The sequence below is a fragment of the Priestia sp. 3CA3 genome, assembly GCF_056836725.1.
Genome location: NZ_JBXENJ010000006.1, coordinates 209,513 through 230,765 on the forward strand (window position 1 = coordinate 209,513; position 21,253 = coordinate 230,765).

At 37.3% G+C, this 21,253-nt stretch carries 23 protein-coding genes; 9 read left to right on the top strand and 14 right to left on the bottom strand.

All coding sequences use genetic code 11. The features are described 5' to 3' along the window. The first annotated feature begins 22 nt into the window (after positions 1–22). Together AC1VNJ_RS17470 and AC1VNJ_RS17475 are read left to right on the top strand one after the other, a co-directional pair. A complete protein-coding gene (locus AC1VNJ_RS17470) occupies positions 23–1,399 on the top strand; it encodes a M28 family peptidase (RefSeq protein ID WP_033578785.1) in 1,377 nt (458 codons plus the stop codon). Positions 1,400–1,563: 164 nt separating this feature from the next. Next, positions 1,564–3,042, top strand: a complete 1,479-nt coding sequence (locus AC1VNJ_RS17475) for a potassium/proton antiporter (protein WP_033578784.1) — start codon at positions 1,564–1,566, stop codon at positions 3,040–3,042. A gap of 39 nt (positions 3,043–3,081) precedes the next feature. Here AC1VNJ_RS17475 and AC1VNJ_RS17480 read toward each other — a convergent pair whose 3' ends face one another. Together AC1VNJ_RS17480 and AC1VNJ_RS17485 are read right to left on the bottom strand one after the other, a co-directional pair. Beyond that, a complete protein-coding gene (locus AC1VNJ_RS17480; protein WP_033578783.1) occupies positions 3,082–3,849 on the bottom strand; it encodes a polysaccharide deacetylase family protein in 768 nt (255 codons plus the stop codon). Then, positions 3,850–3,993: a hypothetical protein gene (locus AC1VNJ_RS17485; RefSeq protein WP_013056734.1), complete on the bottom strand. Its 144-nt coding sequence runs from the start codon at positions 3,991–3,993 to the stop codon at positions 3,850–3,852. Positions 3,994–4,132: 139 nt separating this feature from the next. Between AC1VNJ_RS17485 and AC1VNJ_RS17490 the strand changes: the two genes are divergently transcribed. Both AC1VNJ_RS17490 and AC1VNJ_RS17495 read left to right on the top strand, forming a co-directional pair. After that, positions 4,133–4,642: a hypothetical protein gene (locus tag AC1VNJ_RS17490; RefSeq protein WP_033578782.1), complete on the top strand. Its 510-nt coding sequence runs from the start codon at positions 4,133–4,135 to the stop codon at positions 4,640–4,642. Positions 4,643–4,663: 21 nt separating this feature from the next. After that, a complete protein-coding gene (locus AC1VNJ_RS17495) occupies positions 4,664–5,239 on the top strand; it encodes a hypothetical protein (protein WP_033578781.1) in 576 nt (191 codons plus the stop codon). A 46-nt stretch (positions 5,240–5,285) separates the two neighbouring features. On the opposite strand, the gene AC1VNJ_RS17500 is transcribed toward AC1VNJ_RS17495, so the two are convergent. The 3 genes from AC1VNJ_RS17500 to ltaS all read right to left on the bottom strand — a co-directional run bounded on the left by AC1VNJ_RS17500 (position 5,286) and on the right by ltaS (position 9,206). Continuing rightward, on the bottom strand, positions 5,286–6,434 hold the full coding sequence (locus AC1VNJ_RS17500; protein WP_482641115.1) for a toxic anion resistance protein: 1,149 nt from the start codon (positions 6,432–6,434) through the stop codon (positions 5,286–5,288). A gap of 24 nt (positions 6,435–6,458) precedes the next feature. After that, complete coding sequence (locus AC1VNJ_RS17505; protein ID WP_033578779.1) at positions 6,459–7,103, bottom strand: 5-bromo-4-chloroindolyl phosphate hydrolysis family protein; 645 nt, start codon at positions 7,101–7,103, stop codon at positions 6,459–6,461. 165 nt (positions 7,104–7,268) lie between these two features. Continuing rightward, a complete protein-coding gene (ltaS, locus tag AC1VNJ_RS17510; protein WP_013056729.1) occupies positions 7,269–9,206 on the bottom strand; it encodes a lipoteichoic acid synthase in 1,938 nt (645 codons plus the stop codon). A gap of 669 nt (positions 9,207–9,875) precedes the next feature. Here ltaS and AC1VNJ_RS17515 point away from each other — a divergent pair. After that, positions 9,876–10,328 carry a hypothetical protein gene (locus tag AC1VNJ_RS17515; RefSeq protein WP_013056728.1) on the top strand — a complete coding sequence of 151 codons (453 nt, stop codon included), beginning with the start codon at positions 9,876–9,878 and terminating at the stop codon, positions 10,326–10,328. Here AC1VNJ_RS17515 and AC1VNJ_RS17520 read toward each other — a convergent pair. Continuing rightward, positions 10,325–10,843: a glycosyl-4,4'-diaponeurosporenoate acyltransferase CrtO family protein gene (locus AC1VNJ_RS17520; protein WP_228307693.1), complete on the bottom strand. Its 519-nt coding sequence runs from the start codon at positions 10,841–10,843 to the stop codon at positions 10,325–10,327. The two genes, AC1VNJ_RS17515 and AC1VNJ_RS17520, sit on opposite strands and share 4 nt — an antisense overlap. Then, positions 10,786–11,889, bottom strand: a complete 1,104-nt coding sequence (locus AC1VNJ_RS17525) for a glycosyltransferase family 2 protein (RefSeq protein ID WP_033578778.1) — start codon at positions 11,887–11,889, stop codon at positions 10,786–10,788. Before AC1VNJ_RS17525 ends, AC1VNJ_RS17520 begins: the two co-directional genes overlap by 58 nt. 136 nt (positions 11,890–12,025) lie before the next feature. Between AC1VNJ_RS17525 and AC1VNJ_RS17530 the strand changes: the two genes are divergently transcribed. Beyond that, positions 12,026–13,537 carry a phytoene desaturase family protein gene (locus AC1VNJ_RS17530; protein ID WP_033578777.1) on the top strand — a complete coding sequence of 504 codons (1,512 nt, stop codon included), beginning with the start codon at positions 12,026–12,028 and terminating at the stop codon, positions 13,535–13,537. A gap of 31 nt (positions 13,538–13,568) precedes the next feature. On the opposite strand, the gene AC1VNJ_RS17535 is transcribed toward AC1VNJ_RS17530, so the two are convergent. Continuing rightward, positions 13,569–14,321, bottom strand: coding sequence for an SDR family NAD(P)-dependent oxidoreductase (locus AC1VNJ_RS17535; protein ID WP_033578776.1), 753 nt, complete (start codon positions 14,319–14,321; stop codon positions 13,569–13,571). 219 nt (positions 14,322–14,540) lie between these two features. Between AC1VNJ_RS17535 and AC1VNJ_RS17540 the strand changes: the two genes are divergently transcribed. Continuing rightward, positions 14,541–15,914, top strand: coding sequence for an MATE family efflux transporter (locus AC1VNJ_RS17540; protein ID WP_028413627.1), 1,374 nt, complete (start codon positions 14,541–14,543; stop codon positions 15,912–15,914). An 86-nt stretch (positions 15,915–16,000) separates the two neighbouring features. Here AC1VNJ_RS17540 and AC1VNJ_RS17545 read toward each other — a convergent pair whose 3' ends face one another. Beyond that, positions 16,001–16,279, bottom strand: a complete 279-nt coding sequence (locus AC1VNJ_RS17545; RefSeq protein ID WP_025752053.1) for an AbrB/MazE/SpoVT family DNA-binding domain-containing protein — start codon at positions 16,277–16,279, stop codon at positions 16,001–16,003. A gap of 374 nt (positions 16,280–16,653) precedes the next feature. Beyond that, the gene (locus AC1VNJ_RS17550) at positions 16,654–17,034 is read right to left on the bottom strand and encodes a replication termination protein (RefSeq protein ID WP_013056721.1); all 381 of its coding nucleotides are present in this window, start codon (positions 17,032–17,034) and stop codon (positions 16,654–16,656) included. Positions 17,035–17,263: 229 nt separating this feature from the next. Here AC1VNJ_RS17550 and AC1VNJ_RS17555 point away from each other — a divergent pair, with 229 nt between their 5' ends. Further along, a complete protein-coding gene (locus AC1VNJ_RS17555; protein ID WP_013082862.1) occupies positions 17,264–17,698 on the top strand; it encodes an Hsp20/alpha crystallin family protein in 435 nt (144 codons plus the stop codon). Positions 17,699–17,740: 42 nt separating this feature from the next. On the opposite strand, the gene AC1VNJ_RS17560 is transcribed toward AC1VNJ_RS17555, so the two are convergent. Together AC1VNJ_RS17560 and AC1VNJ_RS17565 are read right to left on the bottom strand one after the other, a co-directional pair. Beyond that, the gene (locus AC1VNJ_RS17560; RefSeq protein ID WP_482641116.1) at positions 17,741–18,502 is read right to left on the bottom strand and encodes an anti-sigma factor; all 762 of its coding nucleotides are present in this window, start codon (positions 18,500–18,502) and stop codon (positions 17,741–17,743) included. Beyond that, a complete protein-coding gene (locus tag AC1VNJ_RS17565) occupies positions 18,499–19,065 on the bottom strand; it encodes an RNA polymerase sigma factor (protein WP_482641117.1) in 567 nt (188 codons plus the stop codon). The genes AC1VNJ_RS17560 and AC1VNJ_RS17565 overlap by 4 nt, the downstream gene beginning before the upstream one ends. 149 nt (positions 19,066–19,214) lie before the next feature. Here AC1VNJ_RS17565 and AC1VNJ_RS17570 point away from each other — a divergent pair, with 149 nt between their 5' ends. Continuing rightward, the gene (locus tag AC1VNJ_RS17570) at positions 19,215–19,613 is read left to right on the top strand and encodes a thiol-disulfide oxidoreductase DCC family protein (protein WP_028413630.1); all 399 of its coding nucleotides are present in this window, start codon (positions 19,215–19,217) and stop codon (positions 19,611–19,613) included. A gap of 159 nt (positions 19,614–19,772) precedes the next feature. On the opposite strand, the gene proC is transcribed toward AC1VNJ_RS17570, so the two are convergent. Together proC and bshB2 are read right to left on the bottom strand one after the other, a co-directional pair. Then, the gene (gene proC, locus AC1VNJ_RS17575; protein WP_028413631.1) at positions 19,773–20,576 is read right to left on the bottom strand and encodes a pyrroline-5-carboxylate reductase; all 804 of its coding nucleotides are present in this window, start codon (positions 20,574–20,576) and stop codon (positions 19,773–19,775) included. A 3-nt stretch (positions 20,577–20,579) separates the two neighbouring features. Beyond that, positions 20,580–21,242 carry a bacillithiol biosynthesis deacetylase BshB2 gene (bshB2, locus tag AC1VNJ_RS17580; RefSeq protein WP_013056715.1) on the bottom strand — a complete coding sequence of 221 codons (663 nt, stop codon included), beginning with the start codon at positions 21,240–21,242 and terminating at the stop codon, positions 20,580–20,582. Positions 21,243–21,253: the final 11 nt, after the last annotated feature.

Sequence of the window (21,253 nt, forward strand, 5' to 3'; positions counted from 1 at the left end):
CGATAAATTTAGGGGGATTTTAATGAAAAAAACCGTGATTTCTTTGGCTGTAGCCACAAGTTTGACTTTATCTTTTACAAGTGTACAAGCTTCTACTTCTGCAAATGCTTCTCACCATCAAAGTTCTGAACAAAAAGTATTAAAAAAAATCAATGCTGAGAAAATTTATCAAGACATTGCGTATCTCTCAAAAAAATCTCGTGTGGCAGGAACTGAAGCTGAACGCGAAGCTGCTACATTTGTTCAAAAGCGTTTGTCTAAACTAGGCTATGAGAGCGAAGTGGAACCTTTTACCTTTACCGGTTACACACCAGCAGCTAGTTTTTCACTAAGTGTAAACGGTACCGGCTACTCTCCAACAACTTTTACTTATAGCACCAATGGAAATGTCACAGCTGAAATTGTCGATGGAGGGCTGGGTACAAAAGATAATTTAGCAAACAAAGATGTGACAGGTAAAATTGTATTAGTTCAGCGAGGCACTATTACTTTTGGTGAAAAAGTATTAAATGCTGCTGAAAAAGGGGCTGCAGCCGTCATTATTTTTAATAATACAGACGGTGAGCTAAACGGAACGCTTGGCGGCGCTAATGATAACTACATTCCGTCTCTTGCTGTTACCAAAGAAGAAGGTGAAAAGATTCTTACTTCTATTCAAAAAGGCGAAAAGCCTTCAGGTACAGTAAAAATTGAAGGAGCTGTCGTAAGTGAGCGAACATCTTATAATGTAACCGCTGCTAAACCTTCTACTTTTAAGAAAAAAGGAACAAATGATATTATTGTAGTAGGTGCTCATCATGATTCTGTGGCCGGAGCACCTGGGGCAAATGACGATGCTTCTGGAACAGCAATGGTGCTTGAATTAGCTCGCGTATTTAAAACTCTTCCTACCGATACAGAACTGCGATTTGTTACATTCGGGGCTGAAGAAGTAGGCTTACTAGGATCCGAGCATTATGTTAGTGAGCTATCTGAAAATGAGAAAAATCGTATTGTTGGAATGTTTAATTTAGACATGGTAGGAAGTCGAGATGCGGGAGATTTGGTGATGAATACAGCTGATGGAACACCAAATCTTGTCACAGAATTAGCTCAAGCTTCAAGTACAAGATTAAATGGATCACCTACGCCATTCCAAGCTGGCGGCCGCAGTGATCACGTTCCTTTTGCAGAGGCAGGAATACCGGCTGCTCTATTTATTCACAGTCCGTCTGAACCTTGGTATCATACGCCTGAAGATACCCTTGATAAAATAAGCAAAGAAAAACTTCAAGATGTGGCTGAGATTGTTGGAACAGCTATTTACGATCGTTCCCGTCCAGACCAACAAGGTTCTTCCGTTAAAAAGAAAGCAACATTTAAAGCTCCTCATCTTTATCACGAGCAAGATGTTAAATAAGAATCTATCCCTGTTATTCATACATGACCAAAAAAGAGATGTTTATGCATCTCTTTTTTTGATAAGCAGATTTCTCAAGGTTTTAAATCCATTATGCTACAATTATTATAGAGGAACCTCACTTATTGCTTACATAAAAATTTTGAACAAAAGAGGTGTATTTTTTGGATTTTACGGTAGACCATTCAATTCTCTTATTATCCATTCTCCTTGTCATAGGGGTACTTACTGCAAAGTTCTCTACTCGCCTTGGGGTCCCTTCGCTTGTACTCTTTATTATTGTAGGAATGGTTGTTAGCCACTACATCTACTTTGACAATGCTCTTTTAACACAAGGATTCGGAATATTAGCGCTTATCATTATTCTTTTTGATGGAGGCGTGCAGACCAAATGGAAAGATGTTAAACGCGTTGTTCGCCCTTCCGTTTCATTAGCTACTTTCGGAGTCCTCATTACGACAGTTTTAACGGGTGTACTTGCCAAATATATTTTAGGTGTTACTTGGCTTGAAGGCTTTTTATTTGGGGCAATCGTTGGCTCTACAGATGCCGCAGCCGTGTTCTCTGTACTAGGGACACAGAACATCCGCCAAAAACTAAACTCCACGCTAGAAGCAGAATCTGGTTCCAACGATCCGATGGCCATTTTCTTAACCGTTTCTATTATTGAATTAATTCAACATCCAGACTCTCCTATCCTCTCATTAATCTTTAATTTCTTTTGGCAAATGGGAATCGGGCTGGTACTTGGTTTAGTACTTGGAAAAGCATCCGTTTGGATTATTAATCGAATTAATTTAGATTCTTCTGGGCTTTACCCTGTGCTTACATTGTCATTGGCCGCCTTAACCTATGGAATTTCCACATTTGTAGAGGCAAGCGGTCTACTTGCTGTATACGTAATGGCAGTGGTAGTAGGAAATGCAGATCTAACTTATCGTCACACAATTGTCCGCTTTAACGAAGGTTTTGCATGGATGATGCAAATTTTAATGTTTATTTTACTCGGCCTTCTTGTCTTTCCTAATCAACTGCTAGATATCATTTGGCAGGGTATACTGTTATCTCTTTTACTTATGTTTGTCGCTCGTCCACTCGGCGTATTTCTTTCGATGATGTTTGCTAAATACTCATCCAAAGAAAAACTGTTTATTTCTTGGGCCGGTTTAAAAGGAGCTGTTCCAATTGTATTGGCTACTTATCCTATGATGGCAGGTTTGGAGAACAGCACGCTCATTTTTAACGTCGTTTTCTTTGTGGTCTTAACTTCCGCTCTTCTTCAAGGAGCAACAATCGCTCCTTTAGCCAAATTTCTAAACCTTTCTCAAGGTGAAAAAGAGACGGTTCCTCACAGTCTCGAGCTTGTTTCGATGGGCAAAACCAAAAATGAAATGATTGAGTTGAAGCTCGTGGAACATGCAGATATATCAGGTAAATCGCTTGAAGAACTTCACCTCCCTGAAGACATTTTAGTGACTGCTGTTATTCGAGATGATAAATTACTTACACCTAGAGGAAATACACAAATTTTTGCAGGTGATACATTATATATTCTTATTTCGAAGAAAAAACGAGATAAAGTAAAAGCATTTTTCCAAAAAAATACGTCTGATGGGGACGAAAGAGAAGGAAAAACCAGTTAAAAGATTAGCTAAAGCTTTTACTAGAAAAACAGCACCCGCTTATTGAACGGAGTGCTGTTTTTGCTGTTGCATCAAATAAAGAGATTTATAATTGGGATGATGTTTTAAAAGTTCTGAGACCGTTACAAATTTATACCCCTCTTCTTTTAACTTCGGTAAAATTTGTTTTAATGCTTCAATGGTTTGAGTTCGATCTCCTCCCGTATCATGAAACAATACAATATCTCCTGACCTGGCATGGTTAAGCACTTGACTTACAATTTTACCGACGCCTGGATTTCTCCAATCAAATGTATCTTGATGCCAAGACCAAAGAATAATCGTATACTGCTGATTTTTAGCAGCTTTTACTACCCGATCGTCATAATAACCAGTAGGTGGACGAAACAGGTAAGGTTTTATTCCTGTAATAGCTTGTATACGTTCATCCGCTTTTTCAATTTCTTGTTCAATTCTCTCTACTTCCTGGCCCCTTACTTTCAAATGGCTATATGTATGATTAGCAAGTTCATGACCTTCACGAACTTCTCTTTGAGCAAGCTTGGGAAATGACGTTATTCGATCGCCGACTACAAAAAAAGTTGCTTTGGCACCGTATTTTTGCAATAAATTTAAAATAGTCGGCGTATATTTAGGATCTGGTCCATCATCAAATGTAAGCGCAATTAACTTCTCATCTTTCATGGGAACTTCCCACACGATATCTCCTTTTCTTTCATAATAAAATCTGCTCTTCTTTGCAGCATCCACCTGAATACCGTAGAAATTAATGGAAACAATAATAATAATTGACAAGCACCATTTCACTCAATGACCTCCTTTTTTGTCTAGGTGTGATTCATGCGTATTGTCAATAAACGCTTTAATACCAACTGCAAATAATCGTTCATCACCCAAACACACGCGCTGTTGACGGCGATTAGCTGCAGAAGTTGATTTACGGTTTTTCATAGTCTTCTCTCCATTACTAATTGATTGTGTTTTTAGCTTTACCAAAAAGTCAAAAATAAACCTACGGGTTCTAACATGGCGAAAACATTTTTATATAGTAATTACACGCTGTCTAGCGTTTTGAATAGGAGATATATACATGCGAAAATTTTATTTAGCGCTTCTGTTAATGATAAGCGGAACCATGGTTATACTGCCTTCTGTTAAAGCAATCAGTGAAAGCAACGAGAAACATCAGCAGCTCACCGTAAGCGAACAAGGATATTCTCTTTCATTGCCCGGTGAATATACGCTTCAAAAAGAAGAAGATGGAAAAGATATTCTTTTTTCAACCAAGACTCCCTATACGTGGATGCGAATTGAAGTCCTTTCCGGGAAAGAAAGTACAAGCACACCATATCTAGATCGTTCAAAAGAATTGTTTGATGACCAGTTTGGAAAATCGTTAAAAATTTCTTCTACATCCCCATTTATTCAACCCGTTGTGTTTGCATCTATGTCTGGGAGTAAAAAAGAAACGGCAAAACTATATGTATTAAGAGAAACAAAGGGGCACCCTGCTTTAAAAATCACGATGGTTACGGCTAAAAATTCCGATGATGAAAAAAAGTTAATTTCAATTGTTAACTCAGTAAAAACGCATGAATGAAAATAGATAAGGAAGCCAGCTATGAAAAAAAAGATATTTCTTGTTTGTTTTATATGTTTGATGAGTGGCTGTTCAACTGCTTTTCGCGAAGAGCTTATCAACACACAAAAAGAAATTCCAAGAGAACGCTTGCCACAGCAAAACTTCACCTATCCTTACAAAGGAAGCAGCAGAACAGATGTAGGTTATCTTAAAAGAAGCAGTAATCAAAACTATACGCTTTACGTACTAGAAGGATACGAGTTTACAGAAGAAGAGCCCCGAAAAGATGTCATTTACAATAAAAAAAATGATGCTTTGTGGATGCGGATTGAAGTGTTTCCCTCAAATAAAAGTGTAGAGGAGCTGAAGAAAGAAACAAAAGAAATTTTAAGAGCTGGCTTTTCGGAAGTGGCTTCCCTTGACACGCACCTCATTCAATCTAGCTTAGAGATAGAAGCTGCGTACAAAGCGTCCGATGATAAAAGTAATGCATACGGCTTTCTTGTTCGAAAGCAAAATCAACACCCTACTTTCCGATTAACGATCTTTGCTCCTAAATCCGAAAGGGATTTAACTCCGTTTTTGGAAATGGCGAAAACACTTCAAAATGCATAAAACAGAAAAAAAGTCGGTTTACAAAGTGTGTAAACCGACTTTTTCTTTATTTCATATCTAACAGTTTGGTTTTTAAATCTTTTTCCATTTGATACAGCTCTGATTCTGCCTCGGTACGCTTTGTACGCCCTTCTTCTTGTATCTTTAGTACTTCTTCTAACGTAGTAATCAAGTCGGACTGCGTTTTTTTCAATGTTTCGATATCGACAATCCCTGCCTCGTTTTCACGAGCTACTTCAATTGTATTCTGCTTGAGCAGCTCTGAATTTTTAGTAAGCAAGTCGTTTGTTGTCTTAGATACTTGTTTTTGGGCTTCCATTGCTTTCTTTTGGCGCAATAAAGTGGTTGCGATGACTACTTGATTTTTCCAAAGTGGAATAGCTGTTAAAATAGAGCTTTGAATTTTTTCCACAAGGGTCTGATTGACTTCTTGAATTAATCGAATCTGCGGTGCACTTTGAATGGCAATTTGACGGCTCAGCTTTAAATCGTGCACTCGTTTTTCTAGTCTATTGATAAATTGATTTAAATCATTGACCTCCTGAGCCATCAAGTAGTCATTTTTTTGAGAGGCTGTTTGCTGCAGCTGGGGCAGCGTTTCATTCTGCAGCCCCACTAACTTGTATTCTGCCGCTGCAATGTAAACGTTAAGCGCCTCATAAAACTGTTTATTTTTATCATATAAGCTATCTAACATTGTAATGTCTCGATACAGCATTTGTTTTGAGCGCTCTAACTTATCTGCAATTTTATCAATTTCAACATTAATGCTTTGATATTTTGTTAATAAATTTTGAATAGGCCTAGAGACTCCTGAAAACAATCGACCGATGACTCCTTTTTTCTTTGAAGAAAAGTCATCGGGATTTACTTGGCGAATCTTACTCATCAAATCTCCTATAACGGCTCCTACTGGTCCTGTATCTTTCGTTTGAACATGCTGTAGTACAGATTGGGAAAACTGAGATAGTTCTGACTGAGCTGCTACCCCGTACTGTAAGATAGCCTGCTGATTTTTATAATCAATTTGATTTGCAATTTTCTGTGCTTTTTCCTGATATTCCGGTGTCAAATCATCGTATGTGCTTCTTTTTGCAGCGCGAGTATCCGGTTGTTGTAACTGCGGGGTAGGCGAAGCAAAAGGATCATCAAGCAGCGCATCTAACGATTTATTTTGATCATATTCTTTCATCATAAAATCCCATCCTTTGCATTTACATTACTTTGTGCGATTAGTAGCTGTCGGTATATACGGCTGCTCTTCTTCAAATGCTTGCTTTAGCACTTTAAGCTCTACATCTAATGTCAGCTTATCTTGTGAAAGAGCATTTGTTAATAAATGCTCATACTTCCCTGATAACCCGCGCAGCATGTCTTCCGCTTCATGAAGACTTTCTTTTACTTCTATGCTTTTCGTTGGTTTTGATAATAAAAACATATACCTTTCAATGACGGTAACCGTTGATTGTAAGTAGTTCGTAAAAAAGGGCTGAACATCTTTATATCGTGCGGGCTCTTTTTCTACCATTTCAATGATGCTTTTGCCTACTTTGTATAGTTTAGAAAGTTCTGTCCACATATGAACAGACCGAATTTTAAAACGATAGCTTCCAATGGTTCTTAATTGCTTTCTTGCCTCTTTTACTTGATGACGCACGTATGCAATTTCTTCTCTATATGGATTTTGATAATGACGTCGAGCACTGCTCATAATAAAAAACAGGCTCATCACGACCATTACTCCTACACTAATGCCAACGGATTGAATCATCGTGGTACTGAATCCAAAATAGCTGACCGGAACGGCTACTGCTCCTGTTACCCAAATGGCAAGAATCTTTTTTATGATTCGAACGACTTTCATCGCTTTCACTCCTATCTTAAATGTGACCGAACTTTTAAACGTATACATATTATACCATTGTCTTCCCATCTCTTAAAACGATTACTGTTATAATTTATATACGGATAAATCCCTTAAAAGTTTCACAAAACAAAAAAACAGGCAGCTTTTATAGCTGCCTGTTTTTTATTGATCTTCGCGCTTGTTGTAATCATACTTCGAACGTTCAATTGGTTTGAACCCTTCTGGTGTATGAAAGCGGAGTAAGTCTCCGTAAACAAGTTTATCTGATAGTTCTAGCTTTTTCTTAACTAGTTCATCATACTTATCATACTGTTTCGCTTCCTTATCTGAAAGCTGCTTGCCCGTTGCGTTGTCATACACTTTCTGATCAACTTTTGTTACCTTCGGTGTAACAAAGTCACCGTTACGGAAAGGTACAACTTGCTGATGTTCTTTTGATAATAAGTCTGTACCAAAGTCAATATAGTCTTTTGTATCAAGACCTAATAAATGCATCACTGTTGGACGAACATCTACATCTCCACCATACGTATGATTTACGCCACCTTTAAGGCCTGGTGAAGTAATAAATAATGGTACGCGCTGCAGTTGAGCTTGTTCAAAATCATTGATGTTTTTACCCATTACTTTGCCCATTGCACGCTTATGGTTTTCAGAAATACCATAGTGGTCACCGTACATCACAACCATCGTATTGTCTGCTAAGCCAGAGGCCTGTAAGTCCTCAAAGAATTGCTTAATTGATTCATCTAAATAACGAGCCGTTTGGAAGTATTGGTCAACTGACTTATCTCCCGTATTATGAGGTCCAATCGTTTGGTCTTCCTTATCTAATGGATAAGGGAAGTGGTTTGATAACGTAATGAACTTCGCGCTAAATGGCTGCTTTAAGCCTTTTAGGTACGGCATTGATTCTTTAAAGAAAGGTTTATCTTTTAAACCATAGTTCAGCGTATCTTCGTCTGACATATTGTAATAAGCTGAATCAAAGAATTTTTCTACACCCATTGATTTATACATCTCATCACGGTTCCAGAACGATTTTCCATTTCCGTGGAACACAGATGTTGTATAGCCTTGCTGATCTAGAATACCAGATAGCGACTGATAGGTGTTATTTGCTTTTGTTGTAAATACAGAACCTTGAGGTAAGCCGAATAATGAGTTCTCCATCATGAATTCAGCATCTGACGTTTTACCTTGCCCTGTTTGATGGAAGAAGTTATCGAAATACATTGTGTTCTGATCTTTTAATAGTGAATTTAAGAATGGCGTTACTTCTTCACCATTTAACTTATAACCAATCATAAATGACTGAAGTGATTCTAATGAAATATAGATAACGTTTTTGCCTTTTGCTTGACCGAAATATTCTTTGTTCGGTTCAGCATACGTTGCTTTTGCATAGTTCTCTACCTCAGCCACATCACTGCTATCTGCTAGCGCGCGCTGTGCTGAAGATTTCGAGCTCTGGATGATGTCATAGATCGTATAGTTATACGTTCCTAAATATTTTACTAAATAGTTGCGGTCAAATGTTCTTGTTAATAGTTGAGGACGATCCATTTCCGCTAGTGCGATGTTGGCACTTAAGAATAAAATCCCTGATAAAAATACACCTGTCACAGTACGTCGACTAATTGTTGCTGGTAAGTCAACTTTTTTCCATAATACTAAAACTAAAAGAATAAAGAAATCTGTGAAGTATAAAATATCAGTTGGGCTAATTAAAGCCATAGCACTGCCGCCTAATTGACCAAAGTTGTTTGACTGAGTCAATACAGGAACAGTAATAAAATCATTAAAGAAGCGATAGTATACTACATTTGCGTACAGGATGAATGAAAGTAAAAAATTCATTCCAAGCAGTGCTCGTACTTTTCCGCGCCCTTTAAATAGTAATGCAATGGCAAAAAAGAAAATTGCCGAACCAATTGGGTTTATGAAAAGTAAGAACTTTTGCATAAAATTATCTAGCCCTAAGTTAAATTCGATACGATAAACGGTATACGTTTTAATCCAAAACAACAAAACTGCAATTAGAAATAACGGCAGTTGTTTCGAAAAAATATTTTTACCGTTTGTCATGAGCTGTTTCATATTCCCACCTCTGTCTCTATTGAAATTTAAGCTCACTTTTATTTTTATAGTAAATGTAAAAAGAAATCTCCCTTACAAAAAATGTAAGAGAGCTAATCTGTTCTTTCACATTTTAACTCTTTAAAAAAAATTGTCAACACCGCTACGTATAATTTTCACCAAACGTGAGAAAATAACTACTTTCTTATTCCCAGCTCTATCGGCTTACAAACACAAATATATCCTGCGCTTTTTTCTTCTCACTATTTAATACGGACAGCTTCTCTTTAGGTTTCACTATTTTATATTTATTTTTTATTTTGTCCACTATACATATAAATTTAACACTTGCCTTAGTTTTCCTTCTGCTTTACAAGAGAATGCATAAAAGCACTTGTGAATATTTGTTATATCAATGCCTCTTATTTTCTTTTCTTTCTACAGTAAACCACATATTCTGAGTTATTTCTTTCTTTAAATATGAAAAAAATGTGTCAGTTTGCATCGAAAATTTTTATTTTTTTACCTTTTTGTTTATAATATAAATTATAAATATTATTTGAAATTTCAGATCTCTTTAATATTTGATCTAGAAAGTGCATTTTTTATATAAAATTGGAATGAGTACGGGCTACGTATACTTGTATACCTAGAAGTTTAAACGTCTTACATTTTTATAAAGGAGAAAAAATGAAAGAATGTATTGTTTTCATTACAAATATTATTAATGTATTGCACGATGGATTAATTTATATTTTTTATTTACTAGGATTTTCTCTTTCAGATAAAGAACTTCACTTCTGGATTATTGGCATTATTGGACTGCTCACGTTTTTAAGCGTTTATATGATCTTTAAATTATTGTCAAAATGGAAATTTAGTATTACAGCTATTTCTTTTATCTACACTCTTACGGTTATGCTTGTCTTAGTTTTTGCTATTGAAATTCAGCAAGGAATTACCACTCGAGGCAACATGGAATTTGATGATGCCATAGCAGGCTTATGGGGATTTTTAGTGTTTTTTAGTATTTATATCGCCTTTGCTTCTTTTTTTCTTTTATCCAAGAAATTATTGTCTTCAAATAAGGAGAAAAAGATAAAAACCGAGGCCCCTACTCGGAGCCAAAGGCATGTTAATTAATTTCGTTTGAGTTTTAAAACGACTTGATGAATCCGTATTCGATTATATCGTTGAACCAAAATAAACGGTACGTTTGCAATAATCGCATAAATAACCATCCAAACACCTATAGAAGGAGAGTTCCATATAAAAAAAAGAATAGAAGGAAGTATGCTGATCCAGTGAGTTAACTCTGCTCGATTTGTTTCCATTAAAAAAAGCTGTGCATATTCCTTCGTTCTACTCTCCCATTTCTTTTTATAAAACCCTCGTTTAAATAGCTTTCCTGCATCAGGAAGCCACGTTTTCCATCGGTGTACCCCGAATTTTTTATATATTCCAACTGTTTCCCAGCTGTGAACCTTAAACAGCGCAAGGTCTTTTTTTAAATAAAAGGCAGAAATTTTTGTGCACCTGTAGGCGATGAACATGTGAATCACAAACCATGCCATGATATTAATTAAGAGCTGAGCGCCTGTCATTTTATCACTTTCTTCTTTTTTTCTTCTTCTATAGATATGCTGCGTTCTTTCCATTTAACTTGCTTTCTCACCGCTGTTTGGATGAAAGACCATACGAATAGGCCCAGAAAAAACAGCATGTGAATAGGAAATAAGCACAAAGAAAAAAAAGTAAACGAACCTATTTTTCTTAAGCTATTAAATAAGAGACTGACATAGCAAACATAACTGCTAATTGCCAAGCCTGCATGTTGATTCCATAGAGTAGGTAAAAAAAGAACATAATTAATCATGCTAGTAAGCCATAAACTTACTAGAAATAAATAAATGGCTTCCGTTTTCCCCGCACCTGAAGCAAAACTTTTACTCCACCCTCTTATCAGGCTTTTCATACCATCTGGATACATGCGCATGGAAAGAGCTCCTTGTCCACTCATACACGTAATAAATTCACCTTGTTTGCTCATTTTCTCAACCAGTGCCATATTTTCAACCACTTCTTTTTTTATCCCTTCGTGGCCTCCGCTTTGAAAGTAGGAGGCTGCGCTGCAAAGCAAGCACTGCCCGAAACCGACGGAAGGACTTTTCCAATTTTTAAAGGGGTGAAAAGCGCCAATCGATGCAAACGTAACATAGTGAAATAAAGCAGAAAACATTTCATAAGGCCTCTTAACAAGATGATAAGGATGAACCGACAGCACCCCCCCTTGCTGTTGATAGTAGAAAAATACTTTTTCAATTCCGTCTTTCTCTACTGTAAGATCAGCATCTAAAAACAAAAGCACCGAGCCTTTTGCTTCTCTTGCTCCATTCCAGCATGCCCATGACTTTCCTAACCATCCAGCTGGAAGTGTCCCCGGGTGCACTACTTTCACGCCAAATGCTTTGGCTACCCGCTCAGTATGATCTGTTGAGTTGTCATCTACAACAATCACTTCAAAGTCAGCGTTCTGTAACTGGAGTGACTGCAATAAAAAGGTAAGGTTTTTTTCTTCATTTCTAGCTGGAATAATAATGGACAAACATGACATATCGTTTCTTACTATTTTTACACGTTTAAATGTAGGGATAGTGATGACAAGCGTACCTGTCAAGACAAAAGCAACCAGTAAAAAAGACATCTCTTTCTCCTTTCCTTCACGTATGAAAATTAGCGAACTGGACAAAATAAAAAGTTGTAGACCTATTTTTATTTTGCGTGAAGTCATTTTATACACATTGTTGACAACTCGCTTTTGTTTTATAAGGAGGAAAAAGATGAAAAAGAAAGTAATTGTTGTAGGCGCAGGTTTAGGTGGTCTGTCAGCTGCTATTCGTCTGTCAGCTGATGGATATGATGTAACAGTCGTTGAAAAAAGCGAGCGAATTGGGGGTAAGTTAAATATTCGCAGCGGCAAAGGGTTTTCTTTCGATACGGGACCTTCTATTTTAACAATGCCGTGGGTGCTAGAGCAGCTGTTTGACAGTGCAGGCCGCAATATCCACGACTACTTGACAATAGAACGAATTGAGCCTCAGTGGAGAACTTTTTTCCAAGATGGAACACAAATTGATTTGACCAGTGACCTTCCTCGCATGCTTCAGCAGCTTCAAGAACTTGCTCCAGAAGACATTGAAGGTTTTTTTGACTATTTATCTTATGCAAATAAAATGTACGAATCGAACTTAAAAAGTTTTTATAAAAAAAGTTTATCTGGACTGCACGATTTACGAACGATGCACACGGTAAAAGAACTGCTTCAAATGGATCCAATGAGATCTATGGATGCTACTACACGCAAATATTTTTCAAACAAACATTTGCGTCAATTGTTTAATTTTTTAATTATGTACATCGGTTCTTCTCCTTATCATGCGCCAGCTGTATTAACGCAGCTTGCTCACGTTCAGCTAGGGTTAGGTATTTATTACGTAAAAGGCGGAATGTACAAAATTGCTGAAGCGATGGATAAGCTCCTTCAAGAACTTGGCGTCACTGTGCATCTAAATACGCCAGTAAAAGAAATCACAACAAGCGGAGCAAAGGCAACTGGAATTACACTAGAAAACGGTGAAAGCCTATCAGCAGATGTTGTGGTATCTAATCTAGAAGCCATTCCAACTTACCGCTATTTATTAAAAAATCATGCGCAAGCAGCTAAGCAAACTCAGCAGCTTGCAAAATTTGAACCTACTGTTTCTGGCCTTGTTCTTTTATTAGGGGTTAACAAACAGTACAAGCAGCTTCAACATCACAATTTCTTCTTCTCAAAGGATCAGAAAGAAGAGTTTGATACAATCTTTAACAAAGGGAAAATAGCGATGGATCCGACAATTTACATTGGCGTATCATCTAAATCAGATCCTACGCAAGCTCCTGAAGGAAAAGAAAACCTGTTCGTTCTTACTCATGTACCTCCTTTAAAAGAAGGCGACGACTGGGCTGCATTAAAAGACCGCTACCGTGATGTCGTACTAAAAAAGCTTGAGGCAATGGGATTAGAAGACTTACGTTCCAGCATTGAGTTTGAATATACGTTTACTCCTAACGATATCCAAGAGCTTTACGGCGCTAACGGCGGGTCCATTTATGGCGTAGCAACTGACCGTAAGAAAAATGGAGGGTTTAAAATTCCGGCAAGAAGTCAGCTTCTTTCTAACCTTTATTTTGTAGGAGGCTCTACACACCCTGGAGGCGGCGTGCCGATGGTGACATTATCAGGTCAGCTTACAGCGGACGCAATTAATGAAGATTTTCAGATTCCTCGTATGCAAAAAGATATTGGATAATGAAAAAGTGCAGGAAATTCCTGCACTTTTTTTAAAAGTTCATTTTTGACTGTCCACCATCTACGTTTAACGTCGCACCTACTATCCATGAAGCTTGAGAAGATGCTAAAAAAACAACGGCGTTTGCCACTTCTTCTGGCTCTCCAAAGCGGCCCGCTGGTATTTCATTTTCAACAAACTGCTTAATCTTTTCCGGATTTTCCTCCATTCTCTTTTTCCAATTACCCGTCTCGTGCAAAATGCTTCCCGGAGCAACACCGTTTACACGAATTCCTTTAGAAATCATTTCATCTGCAAATGACTTTGTAAAGCTGATAAGCGCTGCTTTTGCATTATTGTACGTAACTTTGCCTCCACTTTCTCTCCCAAAAATAGACGTAACATTAACGATTGCCGCATCTTTTGTCATACGAGCTGCTGCTAGCTTGCTCAAGTGGACAGCTGAAAAGTAGTTTAGCTCCATTGCTTCCTGAAAAAGAGATAAATCTGTTTCCATTGCCGTGCTTCCATTACTTCCTCCAGCGTTATTAATTAAAATATCAATACTCCCAAAGTCGTTAATGAATTTCTTAATTAACGCAACTCTATCCGCTTCGTTTGTTAGATCTGCTGTATATGTACGTACGTTTTCTAATTCTGACTGTGCATGCTGTAATGCTTCCTCTCCTCTTGCAGCAATTCCAACGTTTGCTCCTTCTTGAATAAACAAAGCAGCTATAGCTTTCCCAATCCCTTTTGATCCACCGGTAATGAGTACATTTTTACTTTGCAACTGTAAATCCACACGTATCCCTCCACGTTAAATGATAACTACTATACTTTCTATCATATCCCACCGCGTCTCAAAATTAAAATCATATACTACTTTACCTTTTACTTCCTTTCAAAGTGTGTTCTTTATGGATACATTCTTTGAATTTATTGTCAGAACTCTTAGCAAAAACAAGCCTTTGCGTGATATAATGCTTTTTGGTGTAAATGTTTTCAAATTGGGGGTTTTTTAATGCAACAAACGTTTTCAACGTCTCAAAAAGTTAAGCAGTTCGTTTTTATTTTATTTCCGATATTGGTCACCCAGTTTGGAATGTTTTCAATGACTTTCTTTGATACGATGATGTCAGGAAGAGTTAGTGCAGATGACTTGGCAGGGGTAGCAATTGGTTCGAGCTTATGGGTGCCTGTTTTTACAGGGCTAAGCGGAATTTTAATGTCTATTACGCCAATTGTTGCACAGCTGGTGGGAGCTAATCAAAAGAAAAAAGTTCCGTTCTCTGTCATTCAAGGGCTTTATGTCTCCATTTTAATGGCCGCTGTTATCATTTTAATCGGCTTTTTTGTTGTTAGTCCTATCTTAAAAGGAATGAATTTAGAAGCAAACGTGATGCGCATTGCCAAACAGTATTTAATCGCTTTATCTTTTGGTATTATTCCGCTTTTTATTTATACGGTTTTACGAAACTTTATTGATGCTTTAGGGCAAACTCGTACGTCTATGCTGGTCACCATTTTAGGGCTTCCGATTAATGTGGCTTTAAACTATGTATTAATCTTCGGTAAGCTGGGCTTCCCTCACTTGGGTGGCGTAGGCTCTGGTTATGCAACGGCCATCACATATTGGTGCATACTTGTCATATCGATTTTAATTATTCATAAAAAAGAGCCTTTTTCTAGCTTCGGTTTATTTAAAAAATTTCACCGTATCTCATTTTCTGCCTGGAAAGAAATATTAAAAATTGGTTTACCTATCGGTTTTTCCGTATTTTTCGAAACAAGTATTTTTTCAGCTGTCACGCTGTTTATGAGCTCATATAATACCATTACAATCGCTTCTCACCAAGCAGCTATTAATTTTGCCTCATTTCTCTATATGATTCCACTGAGTATTTCGATGGCTTTAACAATCGTTGTAGGATTTGAAGCGGGTGCTAAACGGAATCAGGATGCACGAAGCTATAGCAGAATTGGTATAACAATTGCTGTTGGCATGGCTTTTGTTTGCGCAGGTCTTTTATTTACTCTTCGAGAATCCGTAGCATCCTTATATACAAAAGACGCAGAGGTACTGGCATTAACTTCTCACTTTTTGATTTATGCAATTTTCTTTCAGCTTTCTGATGCTCTTCAAGCTCCTATTCAAGGTGCGCTGCGAGGATATAAGGATGTAAATGTAACCTTTTTAATGTCCTTGGTATCTTATTGGGTAATTGGTCTACCTTTAGGCATTGTGTTAGCAAAATACACCGATTTGCAGGCGTTTGGCTATTGGGTTGGACTAATTGCTGGGCTCGCTGCAGGAGCAACAGGACTTGCGTATCGTTTGATAAAAATACAAAAAAAGCAGCTGCTAGAGGAGGATAAATCTTCTCGAACGGCTTAAACCAAAAAAGAACGTTCTTAAAAGAACGTTCTTTTTTGGTTTAAAGATGGATGGATATTCTTCCTTATACTAAGACCTAAAACTTCTTATTTATTTAAGGTACGCTCTAACTCTTGTAAAAGCTGTTCCGCACCTTTTTTACTTAACACAACGTTTCCATTACCAAAGGTTAAGTTTTCACGCGTAATTTCCCCAGTTACTAAGCAAGCACCATACGGGCTATACTTTTGTAAAATAATAATATCTTCATCAACATATATTTCTACTGGATCACCTGTGTTGATATTTAAAATACGGCGCAATTCAATAGGAATTACTACGCGACCCAATTCATCTACTTTTCTTACAATTCCTGTAGACTTCATAAAATCCATTCCTTTCATAGTAAACAAATAATATCTTCTCGATACAAATCTAGTCAAATTCGTCAAAGTTGCTAAAACCAAAATGCTTCAATGATGGTCTGATAACGGTTTATAAGTTCTTAAAATATGGCAAATAACGCATTAAATAGATTTATATACACTTTGTATCATATCAATTCGTACACTATTTATGAATAGTGCATAATCTTTAAAATCGAATTCATCCATATATGTTAAAAGTGTGTATTTTATCCATAATATAACTATATATCCATCTTTTACACTACTTTGTACCCATTTTATAACTTTTATTCCGACATAAGACGACAAAATCAGCTATAGAAAAAACGTGTCTTTTCTAACTAAAGACACGTTCATTTGGACCCGAAGTTGTCACGAATAGCTTTTTGAATCATAGCTTCACACCGCTCCAGCTCTACTTTTAATTGTTTTTTATATAATTTAGCTTTCTCTTCTCCCTCATTTGTAAATGTATAATAAACCACTTCTTGAAGCTTCATTCCTTCTTTTTTACGCTTCACCTGTTTGAGGACACCGTCTTCAATCAAGTCATGAAGAGCTTTGTATACCTCAGAATGATTAGGTTTGAATCCAAAAGGTCGAAATTCATCTCTCAACACATCTAATAACCGAAGGCCATACAGACGCTCTTGCTCCGTCATTGTAATCATATATAATTTTAAGAAAGCACGTTGTTTTAATAGAAAACCACTGGATGTACGCTTTTCTCTCATCTCAACTTCCCCCTTCACATACTTGCTTTCATTTAGAATAATAGAAAGCTCTATACGTAATTATACTTTTTTTATTCTACATAATCCTTCTTTTTCACTCAAAATCTCTTTTTTTCCTCACATTTTTTCACTTATTTACGCATTTTTCTCATTCTTTGTAAGCAGGCATTGAATTTTCTTTTTTTCATATATATAGAAGGAATTTACGTGAATATAAGGAGGGGTTCCTTTGAGTAAAAAATATGAAGAGATTGATTGGGGTTCAATTCAGCATAAGGTAGAAGATATGCTTGGAAATCACTTTTGGAGCGATTTAAATCACATCTTGCCAAAGCGATTTCCAAACGTCGATTTATATGAAACCGATAAAGAAGGCATTATCGTCGTTGAAGTTCCTGGACTACATTCCACTAACGACATTCAAATTAAGTTGGACGCAAATATATTAACAGTTGAAGGGAACGTTCCTTATGCTTATGAAGCATCTAAACAAAAGCTAAAGCTGAACGAACGCCATACAGGCGTATTTTCTCGCACGGTCAAACTTCCTTTTCACTACACGGACGAACCAGTTCGCGCTAAGTACAAAAATGGTTTATTGGAAATTCGACTGAATAAGATAGAAAATGATCAAACCATTGCTATACAGTTTGAAGATGATTAACTGCACGTAACAAAAACCCTTCTGCTAGCAGAAGGGTTTTTGTTAGAGCGCTGAACTTAACACAACGTTTCCTTTTGGCGTCTTATTATTCGCGTTCGGTTCTAAAGTAATGGCCATAACATCCCACTTTTCACTCTGTTCTTTTCGGCTCATCGTATAGAACACTGTCCCATTTCCATTTTTATCTGTTACAAAAGCACCTGCCGGGTGAGGCTTATCACCTTTTATGAGCCATACCTGATAGACTTCATTCCCTTTTACATTTTTCAAGTTATTCGCTTGAATGACCACATTTAAATTTCCACCTTTTTTCGTCAGAGATGCTGTTGCTTCACCAGAAACATTCGGCTCTGCCTGCAGCTTCATCGTTTTCTCAGATGTAAGAGGTTCATTTTGAGGAGCAACCGAAACATTTGGTTCTTGTTTGCCTTTGTCTCCATCTTTCAACAGAAAGTAGCTGTTTCCTACAAGGGATAAAATAAGTGCCGCAGCTAATCCAATAATGACGGATTTTTTATTTGATTTCTTAGACGCAGCATATTGTTTTTCATTTTTAAAAGCTATTGATTCTCTCTTTGTCTCACCTTGATCTTCTTCGAATACATTTGCAAGTATTCGCTGTTTCATTTCTGGAGGAGGAGATTGCTCTGGTGTCAAATACGTTAGATCTCCAAGAACTTCCTCCAGTTCTTTTAGTTCATCCTGACAGCTTTGACAGTTTTTTAAGTGCATTTCAAACTCTTTTTTCTCATGGGAAGTCAACTGATCATTATAGTAATCAATTAGTTTATCGCACATACTCATGAATCAGCTCTCCCTTCTGCATCGGTACCTAAATATGTTTTTAATTTCCGCAACGCTAATCGCACCCTACCCTTTACTGTTCCTAATGGGATTTGCTGCTCTTCTGCTACTTTTTGCTGCGTTAATCCCTTAAAATAAACGGATTGAATAATCTTTTTTTGGTCTTCAGACAATTTTGATACAGCGTGCCGTACTCTCTGCTGTTCTTCTTTCCACTGAAGGTGCTCGTCAATCTGAGGATGATCATCTTCAATAAAATCAAAAATTTCTTCTGAGAAAATAGGATCGTTTTTTCTTTTTCTCACCATATCAATCGCGGTGTTTCTTGTAATCGTAAACAGCCATGATGAAAACTTCCCTTTTTCATCGCTGTAAACTCCCTTTCCTCTCCACAGCTTAATAAATACTTCTTGAACAGCTTCTTCAGCAATATCAGAGCTATTTGTTAACCGGTATACAAACGAATAAAGAATTCGCTCGTACTTGTCATACAGCAGTTCAAGGGCTTTTTTGTCTTGTTCTTTTATTCTATTGTATAAGACAACGTCTTTTTGCTCTTTCATACCCTTCTCCTTTAACTCTTATGAGTCCTTATTATATAATCGAATTACCTTTGCATTTGGATCACTTTCACATCTTTTAAACGTACCTTTATTTTTCAAAAATGACAAGTAATTATACTTTTTTTATGGAATAGGAGCGAAATTGTCCAATGAAACATTTGATTCTTTTTGATGGCATATGTAATTTATGTAACAGCAGTGTTCAATTTATTATTAAACATGATGAACAAGCTTTGTTTTCTTTCGCCTCTCTTCAATCAGATTTCGGAAAGCAGCAGCTCGCCTCTCACGGCTTACTTCCTGAGCAATTAGACAGCATTGTATATATCCATGGAAAACAAAGATATATAAAATCAACGGCTGCTTTAAAAATCGCCAAGCGCTTAGATGGACCCGTTAAATTTTTATATGCACTTATTATCATTCCTGCGCCTATTCGAGATATCGTATACAACTGGATCGCTCGCAACCGATATAAGTGGTTTGGCAAACAGCAGCACTGCATGCTCCCAACTTCTGATACAAAAAAGCGATTTGTCGATGACTAAAAAAGCTCGGCACATAGAGAAAAAACGATTCCAAAGAGGCATATTTTTATGTTAAGAAAGTCTATTCATAAAAAAATCCGAACTGATTCAACATTCTAATGAAAGAATGCTGAACTATAGTTCGGATTTTTTATCTAACATATGGTTGTATGAGCTTTTTTAGCTTCCACCCATTGCTTTTTTATTCGTTGCTTCAATTGCCTGCTTCATTGTTAAGAAAAAGTCTTGTTCTTTCATCACTTTTAATCCTTCGGCAGTAGCGCCGCCTGGAGTTGTTACTTGCTCTCTTAAAGACGCAGGATCTTTGGTTTCATGCAGCATTTGTACAGAGCCATACATCATTTGAATAACTAAATCTTTGGCTGTTTTTTCGTCCACACCGTAAGCAGTCGTTGCATCAATTAACGATTCTGCAAAATAATATAAAAACGCAGGTGCACTGCCAGTTACAGCCGTTAGCTCATGTACTTCTTTTTCTGAACACTCATGCGCTTCACCAATTCCTTTTAAAATCATTTGAAGCACTTCTTTATGCTCTTTTGTTGCAGAAGTTCCAAGTGTATACAGGGACATCGATTGCCCAATCATAGCAGCTGTATTTGGCATAATCCAAGCGACAGGCGTTTCCTGAGGAAGGTGGTTTTCTAAATAACTCGGACCAATTCCTGCAGCTAACGTTACAACAAATTGCTGATTTAAATGAGTCGAAAGTTCCTTGAGAACGGAAGGATGCGCCTCGGGAGGCATCGCTAAAATAATAACGTCCGAATTGTCAACTTCCTGGCGCCAATTTTGCGTCGTTTGTACGCCGTACGTTTTTTCAACTCGCTGTAACCGACCGATATCTCCGTTGTTTGACATCACCACTGCCTCAATACTATCAGCGCTGCTCGTAACCAAGCCAGCCGCTACGGCTTCAGCCATTCGTCCTGCTCCAATAAATAAAATTCGCTGTTTTTTCATCTGTTACTCCCAGTTATATGTCCAGAATTCTTCTCTTGTTAATAGACGTTCCATTTGCGGATAGTCAGATAAGCGATCGAAGTCAATTGCGTTCATCATTCCTTCTGTTTGAGAACGATGGGCTTTTAACGCTTCAATTTTTTTATCTTTCATCGCTGTTACATCAAAAATAACATCTGGTTCTCCAATATGTTCAATACGATCTTTTGAAAACGCATGACACCAAACAACCGGACGCTTTTCTTTTGGCATACGTTTTACCGCTTGGATCGTAGCTGCTCCCGTGGCATTGTGATCAGGGTGTACTGCAAAGCCAGGGTAATGCGTTAAAATGTGAGTCGGCTTTACATCGTTAATAATTTCTTCAATTTTATCTGCAAAAACATCAATATCAAGAAATTCTAGCGTTTTATCACGAAGCCCTAGCATACGCAAGTCTTGAATGTCTAAAACGTTTGCTAAATCTAAAAGTTCTTTTTTTCGGATTTGAGGTAGAGTTTCACGGTTAGCAAACAGGGGTCTACCCATGTTTCGTCCCATTTCACCTAGCGTAACACAAGCATATGTAACGGGCGTTCCTTTTTGTCTAGCTTGCGTGATCATTCCTGCTGCTCCATATGCTTCATCGTCAGGATGCGGAAATACAATTAATAATCTTTCTTCCATGTTCTATTCTC

What these genes read in the sequence shown, in the direction of transcription:
- AC1VNJ_RS17470 (WP_033578785.1), top strand. Translation starts at nt 23, where the DNA reads ATGAAAAAAACCGTGATTTCTTTGGCTGTAGCCACAAGTTTGACTTTA.
- AC1VNJ_RS17485 (WP_013056734.1), bottom strand. Translation starts at nt 3,993, where the DNA reads ATGAAAAACCGTAAATCAACTTCTGCAGCTAATCGCCGTCAACAGCGC.
- AC1VNJ_RS17490 (WP_033578782.1), top strand. Translation starts at nt 4,133, where the DNA reads ATGCGAAAATTTTATTTAGCGCTTCTGTTAATGATAAGCGGAACCATG.
- AC1VNJ_RS17495 (WP_033578781.1), top strand. Translation starts at nt 4,664, where the DNA reads ATGAAAAAAAAGATATTTCTTGTTTGTTTTATATGTTTGATGAGTGGC.
- AC1VNJ_RS17500 (WP_482641115.1), bottom strand. Translation starts at nt 6,434, where the DNA reads ATGATGAAAGAATATGATCAAAATAAATCGTTAGATGCGCTGCTTGAT.
- AC1VNJ_RS17505 (WP_033578779.1), bottom strand. Translation starts at nt 7,103, where the DNA reads ATGAAAGTCGTTCGAATCATAAAAAAGATTCTTGCCATTTGGGTAACA.
- ltaS (WP_013056729.1), bottom strand. Translation starts at nt 9,206, where the DNA reads ATGAAACAGCTCATGACAAACGGTAAAAATATTTTTTCGAAACAACTG.
- AC1VNJ_RS17515 (WP_013056728.1), top strand. Translation starts at nt 9,876, where the DNA reads ATGAAAGAATGTATTGTTTTCATTACAAATATTATTAATGTATTGCAC.
- AC1VNJ_RS17520 (WP_228307693.1), bottom strand. Translation starts at nt 10,843, where the DNA reads ATGGAAAGAACGCAGCATATCTATAGAAGAAGAAAAAAAGAAGAAAGT.
- AC1VNJ_RS17525 (WP_033578778.1), bottom strand. Translation starts at nt 11,889, where the DNA reads ATGTCTTTTTTACTGGTTGCTTTTGTCTTGACAGGTACGCTTGTCATC.
- AC1VNJ_RS17530 (WP_033578777.1), top strand. Translation starts at nt 12,026, where the DNA reads ATGAAAAAGAAAGTAATTGTTGTAGGCGCAGGTTTAGGTGGTCTGTCA.
- AC1VNJ_RS17540 (WP_028413627.1), top strand. Translation starts at nt 14,541, where the DNA reads ATGCAACAAACGTTTTCAACGTCTCAAAAAGTTAAGCAGTTCGTTTTT.
- AC1VNJ_RS17545 (WP_025752053.1), bottom strand. Translation starts at nt 16,279, where the DNA reads ATGAAGTCTACAGGAATTGTAAGAAAAGTAGATGAATTGGGTCGCGTA.
- AC1VNJ_RS17550 (WP_013056721.1), bottom strand. Translation starts at nt 17,034, where the DNA reads ATGAGAGAAAAGCGTACATCCAGTGGTTTTCTATTAAAACAACGTGCT.
- AC1VNJ_RS17560 (WP_482641116.1), bottom strand. Translation starts at nt 18,502, where the DNA reads ATGAGTATGTGCGATAAACTAATTGATTACTATAATGATCAGTTGACT.
- AC1VNJ_RS17565 (WP_482641117.1), bottom strand. Translation starts at nt 19,065, where the DNA reads ATGAAAGAGCAAAAAGACGTTGTCTTATACAATAGAATAAAAGAACAA.
- AC1VNJ_RS17570 (WP_028413630.1), top strand. Translation starts at nt 19,215, where the DNA reads ATGAAACATTTGATTCTTTTTGATGGCATATGTAATTTATGTAACAGC.
- proC (WP_028413631.1), bottom strand. Translation starts at nt 20,576, where the DNA reads ATGAAAAAACAGCGAATTTTATTTATTGGAGCAGGACGAATGGCTGAA.
- bshB2 (WP_013056715.1), bottom strand. Translation starts at nt 21,242, where the DNA reads ATGGAAGAAAGATTATTAATTGTATTTCCGCATCCTGACGATGAAGCA.